Source organism: Pantoea agglomerans, from assembly GCF_020149765.1.
In the GTDB taxonomy this organism is placed as follows: Bacteria; Pseudomonadota; Gammaproteobacteria; order Enterobacterales; family Enterobacteriaceae; genus Pantoea; species Pantoea alvi.
Window position 1 is genome coordinate 819218 of sequence record NZ_CP083809.1, and the last position, 15100, is coordinate 834317.

Sequence of the window (15100 nt, forward strand, 5' to 3'; positions counted from 1 at the left end):
GACAAGCGGCAAATCGAGGCTGGTTTGCCGCCTTCGCGTCAACAGGATCTCTATGCAGAACGTTACTCCTATGCTGGCCCGCAAAGATGAAAGTACCCCGGACGAGCCGCGCTCGTCGCTGCCGGGCGGCATCATCGGCTTTCTCTCTTACTGGTGCGCGCTGGCGATCCCCTTCCTGTTGTACGGCTCCAACACGCTTTTCTTCTTCCTTTATACCTGGCCTTTTTTTCTGGCGCTGCTGCCGGTATCGGTGCTGATCGGCATTATTTTCAGCATGGCGCTGCGCGGCAGGCTGCTCTGGATGACCCCCGCGACGGCGGTGTCGGTGGTCTGCCTTTTCTGGCTGCTCTTCTCATTTTTATCGGGCTGGTGACGCCTCCCGATGTGGAAACGCGTCGGCAGGTTACAAAACTTTACCTGCCCGCCTTCTCCTCATCCTAATCAGAATTTGCGCAGACGACCGGTAAAGCGGGCCATTTTCACGCCTGGAGTGGAGTCCTGCATCAAGTTATGGGATGATTGAGCCGTTTTTCAGGGGGCGGGGATGGGAAAACTGACGTTACTGCTACTGGTGCTGCTCGGCTGGCTGCAATATTCGCTATGGCTGGGCAAAAACGGTATTCACGACTATACGCGCGTCAATGAAGACGTCGCGGTACAACAGGCGAACAACGCCAAACTTAAAGCGCGTAACGATCAGCTGTTTGCCGAAATTGACGATCTCAATGGCGGCTCAGAGGCGATCGAGGAACGCGCACGCAATGAACTGGGTATGATCAAGCCCGGTGAAACCTTCTATCGTCTGGTGCCGGATCAGAACAAACGCAACGCGCAGGCTGCGCAAAACCAACAACGATAACTCATGAACATGCACTCTCTCCCTGCGGAGGTGATCGCCGTGGTGCCCGCTGCCGGTATCGGCAGCCGCATGCAGGCGACCTGTCCTAAGCAGTATCTGACCATTGGTCAGCAGACGCTTCTGGAACACAGCATTGCGCGTCTGTTTTCCCATCCCGCTATCAAACAGGTCATCGTGGCGCTCAGCCCGGACGACGCCCAGTTTGCGTCGCTGCCGCTGGCGCGGGATCCACGCGTGCTCAGCGTGACGGGCGGCGACACGCGCGCCGAGTCAGTGCTGGCGGGACTGCGCGCCGCGCAGGGCGCTGGCTGGGTGTTGGTACACGACGCGGCGCGTCCTTGTCTGCATCCCGACGATCTTGCGCGCCTGCTGCGGGTACGGGAAACCAGCAACGTTGGCGGCATTCTGGCGGCGCCGGTGCGCGATACCATGAAGCGCGGTGAGCCGGGCGTTGCCGCCGTGGCGCATACCGTGGAGCGTGAGGATCTCTGGCACGCACTGACGCCGCAGTTTTTTCCTCATCAGCTGCTGACAGCCTGCCTGACGCGGGCGCTGGCGGAGGGGGCGACCATTACCGACGAAGCCTCAGCGCTCGAATACTGCGGCTATCATCCGCTGCTGGTCAGCGGACGCAGTGATAACATCAAAGTCACCCGGCCGGAAGATCTGGCGCTGGCGGCATTTTATTTAACCCAGATTCAGTTAAAGGAGAGCGCATGATGCGTATCGGTCACGGTTTTGACGTTCACGCTTTCGGCGGCGAAGGTCCGCTGGTGATTGGCGGCGTGCGGATCCCGTTTGAACAGGGGTTCCTTGCCCATTCCGACGGCGACGTGGCGCTGCATGCGCTGACCGATGCGCTGCTGGGCGCGGTGGCGATGGGCGATATCGGTAAGCTGTTCCCCGATACCGATCCCGCCTATAAGGGCGCGGACAGCCGTGGCCTGCTGCGCGAGGCCTGGCGACGCATCGCGGAAAAGGGCTACCGCATCGGCAACGTCGACGTCACCCTTATTGCTCAGGCGCCGAAAATGCTGCCGCATGTGCCGCAGATGCGCATCAATATCGCTGAAGATCTGGGCTGTCATATGGATCAGGTCAACGTCAAGGCGACCACCACCGAGAAGCTGGGCTTTACCGGACGCGGTGAAGGCATCGCCTGTGAAGCGGTTGCGCTGCTGCTGAAGGCGGATGCGGCATGACGCTGGAGAGCCAGGCTTTTCTGCACGGCAAGCCGACCGCGCGCGGCGTGATCAAAGCCAATCCGGAAGATTTCGTGGTGACGGAAGATCTCGGCTATGGCCCCGATGGCGAGGGCGAGCATCTGCTGGTGCGCATCCGTAAAACCGGCGCTAACACCCGCTTTGTGGCGGACGCGCTGGCAAAGTTTCTCGGCGTGCATCAGCGCGATATGAGCTACGCCGGCATGAAAGATCGTCATGCGGTGACCGAGCAGACGCTCTGTTTCCGCATCCCCGGAAATGGGATGCCCGATCTGAGCGGCTTTTCGCTGGAAGGGGTCGATATCCTTGAGGCGACGCGCCACAAGCGCAAGCTGCGCATCGGCGCGCTGGCGGGCAACGCCTTTCGTCTTGTGGTGCGCCAAATCAGCGACCGCGACGCGGTGGAAGCGCGTCTGGCGCTGATCCGCGACGCCGGCGCACCTAACTATTTCGGCACGCAGCGCTTTGGCCGCGGCGGCAATAACCTCACCATGGCGCAGCAGTGGGCGCGCGGCGAAATCAGCCTGCGCGATCGCAACAAGCGTAGCCTGCTCCTCTCGGCGGCGCGCAGCGCGCTGTTTAATCAGGTCACCAGCGCGCGGCTGCAGCAGCAGGGCTCGCTGACGCAGGTGCTCGAGGGCGACGCGCTGCAGCTCACCGGCCGCGGCAGCTGGTTTGTCGCTCAGGCGGCCGAACTGAGCGAGCTGCAGACCCGCGTCAACCATCATGAGCTGCGTATTACCGCGCCGCTGCCGGGGCGCGGCGAGCCTGGCCCGCAGGGGGAGGCGCTCGCCTTTGAGCAGCAATCTCTGGCGGGTGCAGCAGAATTGGTTACACTGCTTGAGCGAGAGCGAGTAGATGCGGCGCGGCGCGCGATGCTGGTGGTGCCGCGCGATCTGAGCTGGAGCTGGTGGGACGACGTCACGCTGGAGATGCAGTTCTGGCTGCCGGCCGGCAGTTTCGCCACCAGCGTGATTCGGGAACTTCTGCAACAGGAAGGTGACGATGCGGATATTGCTGAGTAATGATGACGGGATCCATGCGCCGGGCATTCAAACGCTGGCAAAGGCGCTGCGCCATATTGCTGAGGTGCAGGTGGTTGCGCCTGACCGCAACCGCAGCGGTGCGTCCAACTCTCTGACGCTGGAGACGCCGCTGCGCACCTTTACTCATGAAAACGGCGATATTGCGGTACAGATGGGCACCCCGACCGACTGCGTCTATCTCGGCGTCAACGCGCTGATGCAGCCGCGCCCGGACATCGTGGTCTCCGGCATTAACGCCGGCCCCAATCTGGGCGACGACGTTATCTACTCCGGCACCGTGGCAGCGGCGATGGAAGGGCGCCATCTCGGCCTGCCCGCGCTGGCGGTATCGCTTAACGGGCATCAGCATTACGATACGGCGGCGGCGGTCACCTGTGCGCTGCTGCGTGCGCTGACGCGCGAGCCGCTGCGCACCGGGCGTATTCTCAATATCAACGTGCCGGATCTGCCGCTGGCGGAGATCAAAGGCATCCGCGTTACGCGCTGCGGCAGCCGCCATCCCGCCGATCAGGTGATCGCGCAGCAGGACCCGCGCGGCAATACCCTCTACTGGATAGGGCCGCCGGGCGAAAAGTTCGATGCCGGCCCGGATACCGATTTCGCCGCCGTGGATCAGGGCTACGTCTCTGTGACCGCGCTGCATGTCGACCTCACCGCGCACGGCGCGCAGGATGTGCTTATCGACTGGCTGGAGAAGTCGGAGGTCAATCTCGTATGGTGAACCGGCGTATCGAAGCGTTGCTGGAGCAGCTGCGCCAGCAGGGCATCCACGATGAGCTGCTGCTAAAGGCCATCGCGGAGGTGCCGCGCGAACGTTTTATCGACGAAGCCTTCGAGCATAAAGCCTGGGACAATGTGGCGCTGCCTATCGGTTCCGGCCAGACCATTTCTCAGCCCTATATGGTGGCGCGCATGACCGCGCTGCTGGCGCTGAAACCTGACTCGCGCGTGCTGGAGATCGGCACCGGTTCCGGCTATCAGACCGCCATTCTGGCGCATCTGGTCGATCACGTTTACTCCGTCGAGCGCATCAAGGGGCTGCAGTGGCAGGCGAAACGCCGCCTTAAACAGCTCGACCTGCATAACGTCTCGACGCGCCACGGCGACGGCTGGCAGGGCTGGCCGTCGCGCGGGCCTTTTGACGCCATTATTGTCACCGCCGCGCCGCCAGAAATTCCGACTGCGCTGATTGCACAACTCGACGAGGGCGGCATTATGGTGCTGCCGGTGGGAGAGGATCAGCAGGTGCTGAAACGTCTGCGCCGCCAGGGTGGCGATATCGTTGAAGAGAGCATTGAGCCGGTGCGGTTTGTTCCGCTGGTGCAGGGCGATTTGGCCTGAGATTGACCTACGTATTTCTTCACAACTGTTTCATAGCACCATCCTTTTGATCTTGTTACTATCCATTTTCATGCGTTATACGCAGGCTTTAATACGCCTCACAGAGCTTTGTGCTGGTGTGTTAGCAAGAAGCGTTATTCAGGTTTGCCATCACGGGGGAACAATGAGCACGGGAAGCCCAATATTTCAGTTACGCCGTCTTGCGGCGCTTTCTCTGGTTGGATTTTGGCTGGCAGGCTGTAGTTCAGGCGACAACACACAAGCACCCATTAGCCAGGTTGGAGATAACGGCAGCAGCGGCGGCATGCTTAGCGCGCCAGGCGGCGTTCCGTCGACGCCGCGTCAGGGAGGAATGATTAGCAATACCGTACCTTCCGCGCAAAGCAGCGGCGCAATGGTTAGCGGTAATGATAATGTTCAGACGCAAAACGGCCGTATCGTATACAACCGCAGTTATCAGAATATTCCGAAAGGTAGTTACGCCGGCGACACTTATACCGTAAAACGTGGCGATACCCTGTTCTATATCGCCTGGATTACCGGCAACGATTTCCGCGATCTGGCTCAGCGCAACAACGTTCCGGCCCCGTACGGCCTGAATGTCGGCCAGACGCTGCAGGTTGGCAACGGTTCAGGACAGCCAATTACCGGCGGCAATGCGATTACCGCAGCCGATGCAACGCAGGGTGGTGTTCCGACTGCGCCGCAAATTAAACCAGCGCCTGTTGCACAGCAACCAGTTATTACGTATTCTGATGATTCGGGTAACTCGTCTGGTAGCAAATTGTTGCCGTCGAAGGGATCAAATGTTGCAACGACAACAGCTCCCCCCGTGGTTGCCGCACCGCCCACGGTCAGCAGTACAACGAACAGTTCGACGCCGGTTGGAAGCTGGCGTTGGCCGACCGAAGGGAAGATTATCGATAACTTCTCCGCTTCTGAAGGGGGAAATAAAGGAATCGATATCGCTGGTTCGCGTGGACAACCTGTCGTCGCTACCGCATCAGGAAGAGTAGTGTACGCAGGCAACGCGCTCCGGGGTTACGGCAACCTGATCATCATTAAGCATAATGATGATTATCTGAGTGCCTACGCCCACAACGATACAATGCTGGTCCGGGAACAACAGGAAGTTAAGGCGGGGCAAAAGATCGCTACCATGGGTAGCACCGGAACCAGTTCAGTTAGATTACATTTTGAAATTCGTTACAAGGGGAAATCCGTAAACCCGTTGCGTTATTTACCGCAGCGATAAACCGGCAGAACCCTGCTGTTCTGCCCTGGGATCACGGGTAGGAGCCGCTTATGAGCCAGAATACGCTGAAAGTAAACGAGTTACATGAAGATGCGGAATTCGAGGAGAATGGAGCTGAGGTTTTTGATGAGAAGGCTCTTGTTGAAAACGAACCCAGTGATAACGACGTAGCGGAAGAAGAGTTGTTGTCACAGGGTGCGACGCAGCGCGTTTTGGATGCGACGCAGCTCTATCTCGGGGAGATTGGCTATTCCCCGCTGTTAACGGCAGAGGAAGAAGTATTCTTCGCTCGCCGTGCATTGCGAGGCGATATCCCTTCTCGCCGCCGGATGATTGAAAGTAACTTACGACTGGTGGTTAAGATTGCCCGCCGTTACAGCAATCGTGGTCTTGCGCTGCTTGACCTGATTGAAGAGGGTAATCTCGGTTTAATCCGTGCCGTTGAGAAGTTTGACCCAGAGCGTGGGTTCCGTTTCTCAACCTATGCCACCTGGTGGATTCGTCAGACGATTGAACGGGCGATCATGAATCAAACCCGTACCATCCGCCTGCCAATTCACATTGTTAAAGAGCTGAACGTTTATCTGCGCACCGCGCGTGAACTCTCCCATAAGCTCGATCATGAGCCAAGTGCGGAAGAGATTGCGGAGCAGCTGGATAAGCCGGTTGACGATGTCAGCCGTATGCTGCGTCTCAATGAACGCATCACTTCGGTTGATACGCCATTAGGCGGTGACTCCGAAAAAGCGCTGCTGGATATTCTGGCCGATGAGAAAGACAACGGTCCGGAAGATACCACGCAAGATGACGATATGAAGCAAAGTATCGTTAAGTGGCTGTTCGAACTGAACGCCAAGCAGCGCGAAGTGCTGGCACGTCGTTTCGGCCTGTTAGGCTATGAAGCGGCAACGCTTGAGGATGTGGGCCGCGAAATCGGTCTGACCCGCGAGCGTGTACGCCAGATTCAGGTTGAAGGCTTGCGTCGTCTGCGTGAAATCCTGCAGGCACAGGGTCTGAACATTGAAGCGCTGTTTCGTGAGTAACTGACAAGTTGTAAGTACAAAAAAGCGGTGGCCATGAGCCTCCGCTTTTTTTTTGCCGCGACAGGGCGGCCGGGCCGGGAAGACCGGCCGCCAGGCAGCGTTACACCAGCGACTTCAGCCGGTAAATCCACTCCAGTGCCTGACGCGGCGTCAGGGTGTCGGGATCGAGCGCTTCAAGCGCCTCCATGGCCGGCGAACTCTCTTCCACCAGCAGCGGCAGCTGCGAGCCGTCGATGGTCGAGGCGGCGGAGTGGTTCGACAGCGTCTCCAGCTCCTTCAGCTTGTTGCGCGCGCGCTTAATCACCTCTTTCGGTACCCCCGCCAGCGCCGCCACCGCCAGCCCATAGCTTTTGCTGGCAGCCCCTTCCTGCACGCTGTGCATAAAGGCGATGGTGTCGCCGTGTTCGACCGCGTCGAGATGGACGTTGAACACGCCTTCCATTTTCTCCGGCAGCGTGGTCAGCTCGAAATAGTGCGTGGCAAACAGCGTCATCGCCTTGATGCGGTTCGCCAGGTTCTCCGCGCAGGCCCAGGCCAGCGACAGACCGTCATAGGTCGAAGTACCGCGCCCAATTTCATCCATCAGCACCAGGCTGTTTTCAGTGGCGTTGTGCAGGATATTGGCGGTTTCCGTCATCTCCACCATAAAGGTCGAACGGCCTGAGGCGAGATCGTCCGCCGCACCGATGCGGGTAAAGATGCGATCCAGCGGGCCGGTTACCGCCTCTTCCGCCGGCACAAAGCTGCCAATCCAGGTCATCAGCGCAATCAGCGCCGCCTGACGCATATAGGTGCTCTTACCGCCCATATTGGGGCCGGTGATGATCAACATGCGGCGCTGCGGCGTGAGCGACAGCGGGTTGGCGATAAACGGCTCTTTCAGCACCTGCTCAACCACCGGGTGACGGCCGCCGGTAATTTTAATGCCGGGCTTCTCCTGCAGCGTCGGACGGCAGTAGTTCAGCGTCCAGGCGCGCTCCGCCAGGTTGCTCAGCACGTCCAGCTCGGCGAGCGCGGCGGCGCTAAGCTGCAGCGCCTCCAGATGAGGCAGCAGCTGGTCAAACAGCGACTCGTAGAGGTTTTTCTCCAGCGCCAGCGCCTTGCCCTTCGAGGTCAGCACTTTATCCTCGTACTCTTTGAGTTCGGGGATGATATAGCGCTCGGCGTTTTTCAGCGTCTGGCGGCGTACATAGTGAATAGGCACGTGGTCGCTCTGGCCGCGGCTGACCTGGATGTAGTAGCCGTGGATGGCGTTGTAGCCGACCTTAAGCGTGTCGAGGCCGAGCTTTTCGCGCTCGCGGATCTCCAGCCGATCCAGATAGTCGGTGGCGCCGTCTGCCAGCGCGCGCCACTCATCCAGCTCTGCGTTGTAGCCCGGCGCGATAACGCCGCCGTCGCGGATAAGCACCGGCGGCGCCTCGATAATGGCTTTCTCCAGCAGCTCGCGCAGCTCGGTAAATTCGCCCATCCGTTCGCGCAGGCGAATCAGCGCCGCCGATTCGACGCTGGCCAGCTGGGCGTTTAATTCCGGCAGCTGCTGAAAAGCGTGGCGCATGCGGGCTAAGTCGCGCGGACGCGCGGTACGCAGCGCCAGACGCGCCAGAATGCGCTCCAGATCGCCTACCTGACGCAGTACCGGCTGCAGCGTATCGCTTAGCGACTGAAGTTCGGCAATGGCGTCCTGACGCTGAGCGATGGTCTGCGCGTCGCGCAGCGGCATATGCAGCCAGCGCTTGAGCATGCGGCTGCCCATCGGCGTTACGGTGCGATCCAGCACCGCCGCCAGCGTGTTCTCGGTGCCGCCGGCGAGGTTCTGCGTAATTTCCAGATTGCGGCGGGTGGCGGCATCCATAATGATGCTGTCCTGCTGCCGATCCATGCTGAGCGAGCGGATATGCGGCAGGCTGGTGCGCTGCGTATCCTTGACGTACTGCAGCAGACAGCCGGCGGCGCGCAGCGCCTGATGCGCCTGCTCTACGCCGAATCCGTTAAGGTCGCGGGTGCCGAACTGCATATTCAGCTGCTGACGCGCGGTGGCGATCTCAAACTCCCACAGCGGGCGACGGCGCAGGCCGCGACGCTGGTCAATCAGCGACATCGCCTGCATATCTTCCGGGTAGAGCAGCTCGGCGGGATTGGTGCGCTGCAGTTCGGCGGCCATGGTTTCGGCGTCTGCCGGTTCGCTCAGGCGAAAACGGCCGGAGCTGATATCGAGCGTGGCGTAACCGAACCCCTGCGGGCTCTGCACGATAGCGGCCAGCAGGTTATCCTGGCGCTCCTGCAGCAGCGCTTCGTCGCTAATGGTGCCTGGCGTGACGATGCGCACCACCTTACGCTCAACCGGCCCTTTGCTCTGCGCCGGATCGCCGATCTGCTCGCAAATCGCCACGGACTCACCCAGCTGCACCAGTTTCGCCAGATAGCTCTCTACCGCGTGATAGGGCACGCCTGCCATCGGGATCGGTTCGCCTGCCGAGGCACCGCGTTTGGTCAGCGAGATCTCCAGCAGCTGCGAGGCGCGTTTCGCGTCGTCATAGAAGAGCTCGTAGAAGTCGCCCATGCGGTAAAACAGCAGGATGTCAGGATGCTCCGCCTTGAGGCGCAGATACTGCTGCATCATGGGGGTGTGGGAGGTGAGGTTTTCTTGTGCACTCATAGCGTTGAGATGTCCATTACTGTAAAAATTAGAGACTTAAGTGTTGTTATGGTTATCATTTATGCTCACGTGGTCTCACTGGATCTCATGAAATCCTACATTCAACTGCAGGTTAAAATGTGGCCTGCCAGACGGTAACGTTAAGTGCCACAACCTACATTTCCTTTCACGAGTACGTGATGGATATGATAACGGAGTCTCTATGCCAGGAAAACCAGCGGGAAAGCCACTTTCTTCGAGGGCGCTCGAAACAATGTAATCTGGCAATAGCGATAAAGTGGATGCCGGAGAAAATCGAGGTCTTCGCGTATCGGGTGGTAAAACCAGCGTTAAGTCCTTTTTCTGTCGTTACACCAGCCTCTGACTGGCAACGTGCTGAGGGTTAAATGGGTAACGTCCCGCAGGCTTCTCTCGCCGCTGTACCTCTTAAGCTTCACGCACTAAGGCTTCTCCTTCAGCAGGGTCGATGTTCAGCATCAGAACCCAGGCAAAATATGCGCCTGCGTGCGATTGAGCCTGAGCCAGGGAGCTTATCGGGTTTATTGCTGAACAGGTGACGGCGCACGGCACGCCTGCAGAGAGAGAAAACTGCACAGCGAGTAACACGCTGTCTGATTTCGCAGGGCGAGAGAAAGATGAGAAAAAATTAGCAAGGCAGCCAGACAGCGCATCAGGTCAGCATGCCGAGCAGCAGCGCTTCACCTGCCAGCGCCAGACAGGGGCCAAAAGGCAAGGGCAGATGCAGCGGCCGATCCCAGCAGAGGCGCGCCAGCAGCGCCGCCAGTAACCCGACGCCAGAAGCGATCAGCAGCAGCAGAGGCAGTGCCTGCCAGCCTAACCAGCCCCCCAGCGCAGCCACTAATTTCGCATCGCCTCCCCCCAGTGCCTCCCGATGACGGAAAAGAGACCAGGCGCAGGCCAGCAGACGGAACAGGAGATAGCCGCCTGCTGCTCCGAGGATCGCCTCTGACGGATGGCCAAACGGCAGCAGCTGGCAACTGTGAAGCAGCAGCCCGAGCCAGAGTAGCGGCAGAGTCAAGGCATCGGGTAGCAACTGACAGCGCAGATCAATCAGCGTCAGCGTGAGCAAAAAACCGCTCAGCAGCAGCGCCGCCAGCAGGGCCGCGTTCCAGGGAAGCCAGGCGGCGAGAAGAAGCGTTATCGCAGCGCTGGCCGCCTCGACCGCTGGATAGCGCCAGGAGACAGGCTGATGACAGCAGCGACAGCGCCCGCGCAGCAGCAACCAGCTCAGCAGCGGAACCGCGTCTGCCGGGCGCACCGGCCTTTTACAGCATGGGCAGTGGGAGCGGGGCTGCCAGAGCGACAAGCCAGCCTGCGGATTGAGCAGCATAAGCGGCAGACGATAAATCACCACGTTTAGAAAGCTGCCGATACAGAGTGCCAGCACGCAGAGTAGCAGCCAGCTTACAGGGGTAGGATTCATGAGTTTCGACGCCTCTTCCTTGATATTGCCAACCTAAACCGGAACGCACAGGGCGCACTCTAAGCCTGTTGTCAGCGTCGAACAAACTAAGCCGCTGTTCTGTCTTACTTTTTACGAGAGTCGCCTCAGCTTTTTAGCTGTGTTGCACGGGTGTCGACCGCGACTTTCCTGTCACTTCACAGCCTGCATCTGGCGCTATTTTTGCGTTTCGCCCTGTCCATTCCCGGAGTGAATGTTTACCATAATTCGTGACCTTCACTGCTTGCTTATGGATATCCAATGCGTTTTAAGATCACCTTACTTCCGCTGATTGCCCTGCTTGCGGCCTGCAGCAGTAAACCTGAATCTGCGCCGCAGGCCGCTACCCTGGCCGCGCCGAAAGGGGGCTTCCTGCTGGAACAGTCCCACGCCGTCCAGCCTGTGCTCGGCGACTTTGCCGGTAACCCGGCCGCTGAACAATTTATCGATCAGATGGTGGAGAAGCATGGCTTCGACCGCCAGCAGCTGCACGCCGTGATTGGGCAGGCCAAACGACTCGACTACGTGCTGCGCCTGATGGATCGTCAGGCACCCAGCTATACGCCCCCCTCCGGGCCTAACGGCGCCTGGATCCGCTATCGCAAGCAGTTTATTACGCCGGATAACGTGCAAAACGGCGTCGCCTTCTGGAACCAGTATCAGGACGCCTTAACGCGCGCCCAGCAGGTTTACGGCGTGCCGCCGGAAATTATCGTCGGCATTATCGGCGTGGAGACGCGCTGGGGCCGGGTAATGGGGAAAACGCGCATTCTCGACGCGCTCGCCACGCTCTCGTTTAACTATCCGCGCCGCGCCAGCTACTTCAGCAGCGAGCTGGAAACCTTCCTGCTGATGGCGCGTAATGAAAAGGACGATCCGCTGGATCTGAAAGGATCGTTCGCCGGCGCGATGGGCTACGGCCAGTTTATGCCATCCTCCTATCAGCAGTACGCGGTGGACTTTAACGGCGACGGCCACGTTAATCTGTGGGATCCAGAAGACGCCATCGGCAGCGTCGCGCACTACTTTAAAGAGCACGGCTGGCGCAGCGGAGAGGGCGTTGCCGTTCCCGCCAGCGGTCAGGCGCCGCTGCTGGAGAACGGCTTTAAAACCAGCTATACGCCGCAGATGCTGGCGGCATCCGGTCTCTCACCGCAGGGCTCGCTGGACGGCAATAATCAGGTCAGCTTGCTGCGTCTGGATATGGGCACCAGCTATCAGTACTGGTACGGGCTGCCTAACTTTTACGTTATTACCCGCTACAACCACAGCACCCACTACGCAATGGCGGTATGGCAGCTGGGCGAGGCGGTAAGCAAAGCGCGCAGCGGCGCAATGTTCTGATTGCTGTCCTTAATAACAGTAAGGGTATATGATGGCGCCTTTCTGGCGTCATCTGTCCGTTATTTCAGGAGCTGTTATGCAATCACTTCCCCCATGTCCTCTCTGTCAGACTGATTACAGCTGGCAGGATGGCGACAACCTCAACTGTCCCTCCTGCGGGCATATCTGGTCGCTGAGCGACGGAGAAAGCCAGCCGGAGCAGCTGGTGGTGCGCGACGCCAACGGCAATCTGCTGGAGGATGGCGATACGGTGACCGTGATTAAAGATTTGAAAGTGAAGGGCAGCTCCTCCACGCTAAAAATCGGCACCCGCGTAAAAGGGATCCGCCTGGTTGAAGGCGATCATAATATCGACTGCAAGATCGACGGCTTCGGCCCGATGAAGCTGAAGTCGGAGTTTGTGAAGCGCGGTTGATTTATACGGGCGCGCTGCGCCCGTCTCAGCGCATTAGTCAAAGAGCCGGTCGAGTGCCTCACACTGTTCAGCGCTCAGGGCGCCGCCGGGGTTGCGCGACTGGCTGCTCATTGAATCGAAACGGCGCGATACCGCGGTTTTAATGGTGGTAACGAAATCCTCCCCAATGGCGTAAATCGCCATCATTTTGCCGATGCGCTGCTGAATGCGCGTCAGCGTCGCCAAATCCTGCTCGCGCCACGCCTGCATCGCCGCCGCGAACAGCTCCGGCACGATGTTATTCAGACCTGAAATGACCCCCGCACCGCCTGCCAGCAGGTTCGGCACCAGATATTCGTCATAGCCGGACAGCACGGCGAAATCGTCGCGCACTTTTTTCGTCTCCTCGATCAGCGCGCGGTTGTGTGACAGGCAGTCGACGGTATCTTTTATGCCGATAAAGTTGGGCAGCTCAGCCGCCAGCTCGCTCACCAGCGTCGGCGTCAAGTCGCAGCCGGTGCGTGCCGGAAAGTTATAGGCGAACCATTTGCCGCCGATCTGCTTATCCAGCGCGCGGAAGTAGCTGAGCAGCTGGCGCGGCGTCTGGCCGTAATAGTAGGGCGGCAGCACCATCACCGCGTCAAAGTCGTTTTGCCAGGCCGCCTCGGCCAGCGCCAGCATATCTGGCACGCAGGTGCTGGAGATATTGGCAACCATGCTGAGCGGCGAAAGCTGACGCGCTTCGCGGATCAGCAGCAAGCGCTCCTGCTGCGTCAGCGAAGCAAACTCGCCAATGCTGCCCATCAGCAGTAAGGTATTAATACCTGACGCGTTCAGGCGGGCGAAGTGGCGACCCAGCGCCTCTATATCGGGCTCTCCTTGCGGTGTAAAAGGCGTAACGGAGGGGCACCACACGCCGGAAAATGCGGGTTGCGAGATCATAAACGCTCCTGAACGTGAAAAATGAAACACCGTTTTAACCTAATGCGCCGCGCGCCCGTCCGCCACCGCAGCGCACAGAATTGGGCAGCACATCGCATTTTTCTTCAGGCTAACTCACGCAGAGGTTTGCATGCAGGACTGGGATCCCCAACTTTATCGGCAGTTTGAATCTGAAAGAACGCGGCCTGCGCAGGAGCTGCTGGCGCGCATACCCGTTGTCGACGTGCGTTTCGCCACGGATTTAGGCTGCGGTCCGGGCAACAGCACCGAACTGCTGGCCCAGGCCTGGCCCGAGGCGCGCATTATCGGGCTGGACAGCTCCGAAGCGATGCTGACGCAGGCGCGCGAGCGGCTGCCGCGCTGCACTTTTCTCAACGGGGATATCCGGCGCTGGCGCGCTGCGGAGCAGCAGCAGGTGATCTACGCAAATGCTTCGCTGCAGTGGCTTGACGCGCACGACAGCCTGCTGCCGCACCTGACGAGCCAGCTTGATAGCGGCGGCGCGCTGGCGATACAGATGCCAGATAACCTGGAGGAGCCTTCGCATCGTCTGATGCGCGAAACCGCCGCCTGCGATCCCTGGCGCCAGCGTCTCGCCGACGTGGAGCGGAAAAAGCCGCTTACCAGCGAGCGCTATTACGATCTGCTGACGCAGGCGGGCTGCGAGGTGGATCTCTGGCGCACCACCTATTACCACGTGATGCCCGACGCGCGGGCGATTGTGCTGTGGCTGAAAGCGACCGGACTGCGGCCGTTTCTCAATGCGCTTGAGCCTGATGAGCAGCCGCGCTTTCTGGAGCAGTATCATCAGGCGCTGCGGCAGGCTTATCCGCCCCGCGCTGACGGCCGCGTTTTGCTCGCCTTCCCGCGGCTGTTTATCGTAGCGGTGAAAAAGGGGGCACAGCGTTGAGAGACGATGCTCAAAGCGGGCAGTCAATGCGCCGCACGGCTTGAAAATGTGCCGCTTCTGCACCATGTTCTCTCTACTGAGCAAAAAGGATGAGTTGCGATGAATGACCTGGAACTGCAGCGCCTGAGCGCGGCAATCGGCGAGCGTCTTAAGGCGAAAGGCGCGACGGTGACCTGCGCTGAGTCCTGCACCGGCGGCTGGATCGCCAAGGTATTTACCGATATCAGCGGCAGTTCGGCCTGGTTCGAACGCGGTTTCGTTACCTACAGCAACGACGCCAAACAGCAGCTGGTGGGCGTCTCCGCAGCTTCGCTTGCGCAGCACGGCGCGGTGAGCGAGCCCGTGGTGCGCGAGATGGCGCAGGGCGCGCAGAGTGCTGCCCAGGCGGACTACGCGCTATCGGTCAGCGGCATCGCCGGGCCGGACGGCGGCAGTGCGGAAAAACCGGTCGGCACCGTGTGGTTTGGCTTCGCGGCGCCGGGTGGAAAAGTGATTGCGAAACGCCAGCAATTTCAAGGGGATCGCGAAGCGGTACGTCGTCAGTCCGTGGCCTTCGCGCTGCAGACATTACAGGACGATTTTTTGGCAAATTAAGCTTGATACTGTATGACTATACAGTATAATT

At 59.6% G+C, this 15100-nt stretch carries 16 protein-coding genes; 13 read left to right on the forward strand and 3 right to left on the reverse strand.

Annotated elements, in window-relative coordinates; translation table 11 throughout:
• Window positions 1–52: 52 nt before the first annotated feature.
• The 9 genes from LB453_RS06355 to rpoS all read left to right on the forward strand — a co-directional run bounded on the left by LB453_RS06355 (window position 53) and on the right by rpoS (window position 6767).
• Entirely contained in the window at window positions 53–373 is a 321-nt protein-coding gene (locus LB453_RS06355) for a DUF3561 family protein (protein WP_103794818.1), read from the forward strand.
• Between the two features lie 171 nt (window positions 374–544).
• Window positions 545–859, forward strand: coding sequence for a cell division protein FtsB (ftsB, locus tag LB453_RS06360; RefSeq protein WP_081140952.1), 315 nt, complete (start codon window positions 545–547; stop codon window positions 857–859).
• A gap of 3 nt (window positions 860–862) precedes the next feature.
• A complete protein-coding gene (gene ispD, locus LB453_RS06365; protein ID WP_103794819.1) occupies window positions 863–1579 on the forward strand; it encodes a 2-C-methyl-D-erythritol 4-phosphate cytidylyltransferase in 717 nt (238 codons plus the stop codon).
• A complete protein-coding gene (gene ispF, locus LB453_RS06370; RefSeq protein WP_103794866.1) occupies window positions 1579–2061 on the forward strand; it encodes a 2-C-methyl-D-erythritol 2,4-cyclodiphosphate synthase in 483 nt (160 codons plus the stop codon). The genes ispD and ispF overlap by 1 nt, the downstream gene beginning before the upstream one ends.
• Window positions 2058–3107 (forward strand): tRNA pseudouridine(13) synthase TruD, encoded by a 1050-nt coding sequence (gene truD / locus LB453_RS06375; protein ID WP_103794820.1) that lies wholly within the window; start codon window positions 2058–2060, stop codon window positions 3105–3107. Before ispF ends, truD begins: the two co-directional genes overlap by 4 nt.
• Window positions 3088–3849: a 5'/3'-nucleotidase SurE gene (gene surE / locus LB453_RS06380; protein WP_103794821.1), complete on the forward strand. Its 762-nt coding sequence runs from the start codon at window positions 3088–3090 to the stop codon at window positions 3847–3849. The genes truD and surE overlap by 20 nt, the downstream gene beginning before the upstream one ends.
• Window positions 3843–4469 carry a protein-L-isoaspartate(D-aspartate) O-methyltransferase gene (locus tag LB453_RS06385; RefSeq protein WP_103794822.1) on the forward strand — a complete coding sequence of 209 codons (627 nt, stop codon included), beginning with the start codon at window positions 3843–3845 and terminating at the stop codon, window positions 4467–4469. The genes surE and LB453_RS06385 overlap by 7 nt, the downstream gene beginning before the upstream one ends.
• Before the next feature lie 163 nt (window positions 4470–4632).
• Window positions 4633–5724: a murein hydrolase activator NlpD gene (nlpD, locus tag LB453_RS06390; protein ID WP_103794823.1), complete on the forward strand. Its 1092-nt coding sequence runs from the start codon at window positions 4633–4635 to the stop codon at window positions 5722–5724.
• Between the two features lie 50 nt (window positions 5725–5774).
• A complete protein-coding gene (gene rpoS / locus LB453_RS06395; RefSeq protein WP_048783701.1) occupies window positions 5775–6767 on the forward strand; it encodes an RNA polymerase sigma factor RpoS in 993 nt (330 codons plus the stop codon).
• Window positions 6768–6867: 100 nt separating this feature from the next.
• Here the strand turns inward: rpoS and mutS are convergent, their stop codons facing one another.
• Both mutS and LB453_RS06405 read right to left on the reverse strand, forming a co-directional pair.
• Window positions 6868–9423 carry a DNA mismatch repair protein MutS gene (mutS, locus tag LB453_RS06400; protein ID WP_103794824.1) on the reverse strand — a complete coding sequence of 852 codons (2556 nt, stop codon included), beginning with the start codon at window positions 9421–9423 and terminating at the stop codon, window positions 6868–6870.
• 670 nt (window positions 9424–10093) lie between these two features.
• Window positions 10094–10867 carry a prepilin peptidase gene (locus LB453_RS06405; protein WP_103794825.1) on the reverse strand — a complete coding sequence of 258 codons (774 nt, stop codon included), beginning with the start codon at window positions 10865–10867 and terminating at the stop codon, window positions 10094–10096.
• 279 nt (window positions 10868–11146) lie between these two features.
• On the opposite strand from LB453_RS06405, the gene mltB reads away from it, so the two are divergent.
• Together mltB and LB453_RS06415 are read left to right on the forward strand one after the other, a co-directional pair.
• Complete coding sequence (gene mltB / locus LB453_RS06410; protein ID WP_103794826.1) at window positions 11147–12229, forward strand: lytic murein transglycosylase B; 1083 nt, start codon at window positions 11147–11149, stop codon at window positions 12227–12229.
• 76 nt (window positions 12230–12305) lie between these two features.
• Window positions 12306–12644, forward strand: coding sequence for a zinc ribbon domain-containing protein YjdM (locus LB453_RS06415; protein ID WP_103794827.1), 339 nt, complete (start codon window positions 12306–12308; stop codon window positions 12642–12644).
• Between the two features lie 33 nt (window positions 12645–12677).
• Here LB453_RS06415 and LB453_RS06420 read toward each other — a convergent pair whose 3' ends face one another.
• Window positions 12678–13565: a dihydrodipicolinate synthase family protein gene (locus LB453_RS06420; RefSeq protein ID WP_103794828.1), complete on the reverse strand. Its 888-nt coding sequence runs from the start codon at window positions 13563–13565 to the stop codon at window positions 12678–12680.
• A 130-nt stretch (window positions 13566–13695) separates the two neighbouring features.
• On the opposite strand from LB453_RS06420, the gene tam reads away from it, so the two are divergent.
• Both tam and pncC read left to right on the forward strand, forming a co-directional pair.
• Window positions 13696–14475, forward strand: a complete 780-nt coding sequence (tam, locus tag LB453_RS06425) for a trans-aconitate 2-methyltransferase (protein ID WP_103794829.1) — start codon at window positions 13696–13698, stop codon at window positions 14473–14475.
• A gap of 99 nt (window positions 14476–14574) precedes the next feature.
• Window positions 14575–15069: a nicotinamide-nucleotide amidase gene (gene pncC, locus LB453_RS06430; RefSeq protein WP_103794830.1), complete on the forward strand. Its 495-nt coding sequence runs from the start codon at window positions 14575–14577 to the stop codon at window positions 15067–15069.
• The last annotated feature ends 31 nt before the right edge of the window (window positions 15070–15100 follow it).

Excerpts from the sequence above, each read along its gene's own strand:
- truD (WP_103794820.1), top strand. The coding sequence starts at position 2,058 with ATGACGCTGGAGAGCCAGGCTTTTCTGCACGGCAAGCCGACCGCGCGC.
- LB453_RS06355 (WP_103794818.1), top strand. The coding sequence starts at position 53 with ATGCAGAACGTTACTCCTATGCTGGCCCGCAAAGATGAAAGTACCCCG.
- rpoS (WP_048783701.1), top strand. The coding sequence starts at position 5,775 with ATGAGCCAGAATACGCTGAAAGTAAACGAGTTACATGAAGATGCGGAA.
- pncC (WP_103794830.1), top strand. The coding sequence starts at position 14,575 with ATGAATGACCTGGAACTGCAGCGCCTGAGCGCGGCAATCGGCGAGCGT.
- mltB (WP_103794826.1), top strand. The coding sequence starts at position 11,147 with ATGCGTTTTAAGATCACCTTACTTCCGCTGATTGCCCTGCTTGCGGCC.
- surE (WP_103794821.1), top strand. The coding sequence starts at position 3,088 with ATGCGGATATTGCTGAGTAATGATGACGGGATCCATGCGCCGGGCATT.
- LB453_RS06415 (WP_103794827.1), top strand. The coding sequence starts at position 12,306 with ATGCAATCACTTCCCCCATGTCCTCTCTGTCAGACTGATTACAGCTGG.
- LB453_RS06405 (WP_103794825.1), bottom strand. The coding sequence starts at position 10,867 with ATGAATCCTACCCCTGTAAGCTGGCTGCTACTCTGCGTGCTGGCACTC.
- ftsB (WP_081140952.1), top strand. The coding sequence starts at position 545 with ATGGGAAAACTGACGTTACTGCTACTGGTGCTGCTCGGCTGGCTGCAA.
- nlpD (WP_103794823.1), top strand. The coding sequence starts at position 4,633 with ATGAGCACGGGAAGCCCAATATTTCAGTTACGCCGTCTTGCGGCGCTT.
- LB453_RS06420 (WP_103794828.1), bottom strand. The coding sequence starts at position 13,565 with ATGATCTCGCAACCCGCATTTTCCGGCGTGTGGTGCCCCTCCGTTACG.
- ispD (WP_103794819.1), top strand. The coding sequence starts at position 863 with ATGAACATGCACTCTCTCCCTGCGGAGGTGATCGCCGTGGTGCCCGCT.
- ispF (WP_103794866.1), top strand. The coding sequence starts at position 1,579 with ATGCGTATCGGTCACGGTTTTGACGTTCACGCTTTCGGCGGCGAAGGT.
- LB453_RS06385 (WP_103794822.1), top strand. The coding sequence starts at position 3,843 with ATGGTGAACCGGCGTATCGAAGCGTTGCTGGAGCAGCTGCGCCAGCAG.
- tam (WP_103794829.1), top strand. The coding sequence starts at position 13,696 with ATGCAGGACTGGGATCCCCAACTTTATCGGCAGTTTGAATCTGAAAGA.
- mutS (WP_103794824.1), bottom strand. The coding sequence starts at position 9,423 with ATGAGTGCACAAGAAAACCTCACCTCCCACACCCCCATGATGCAGCAG.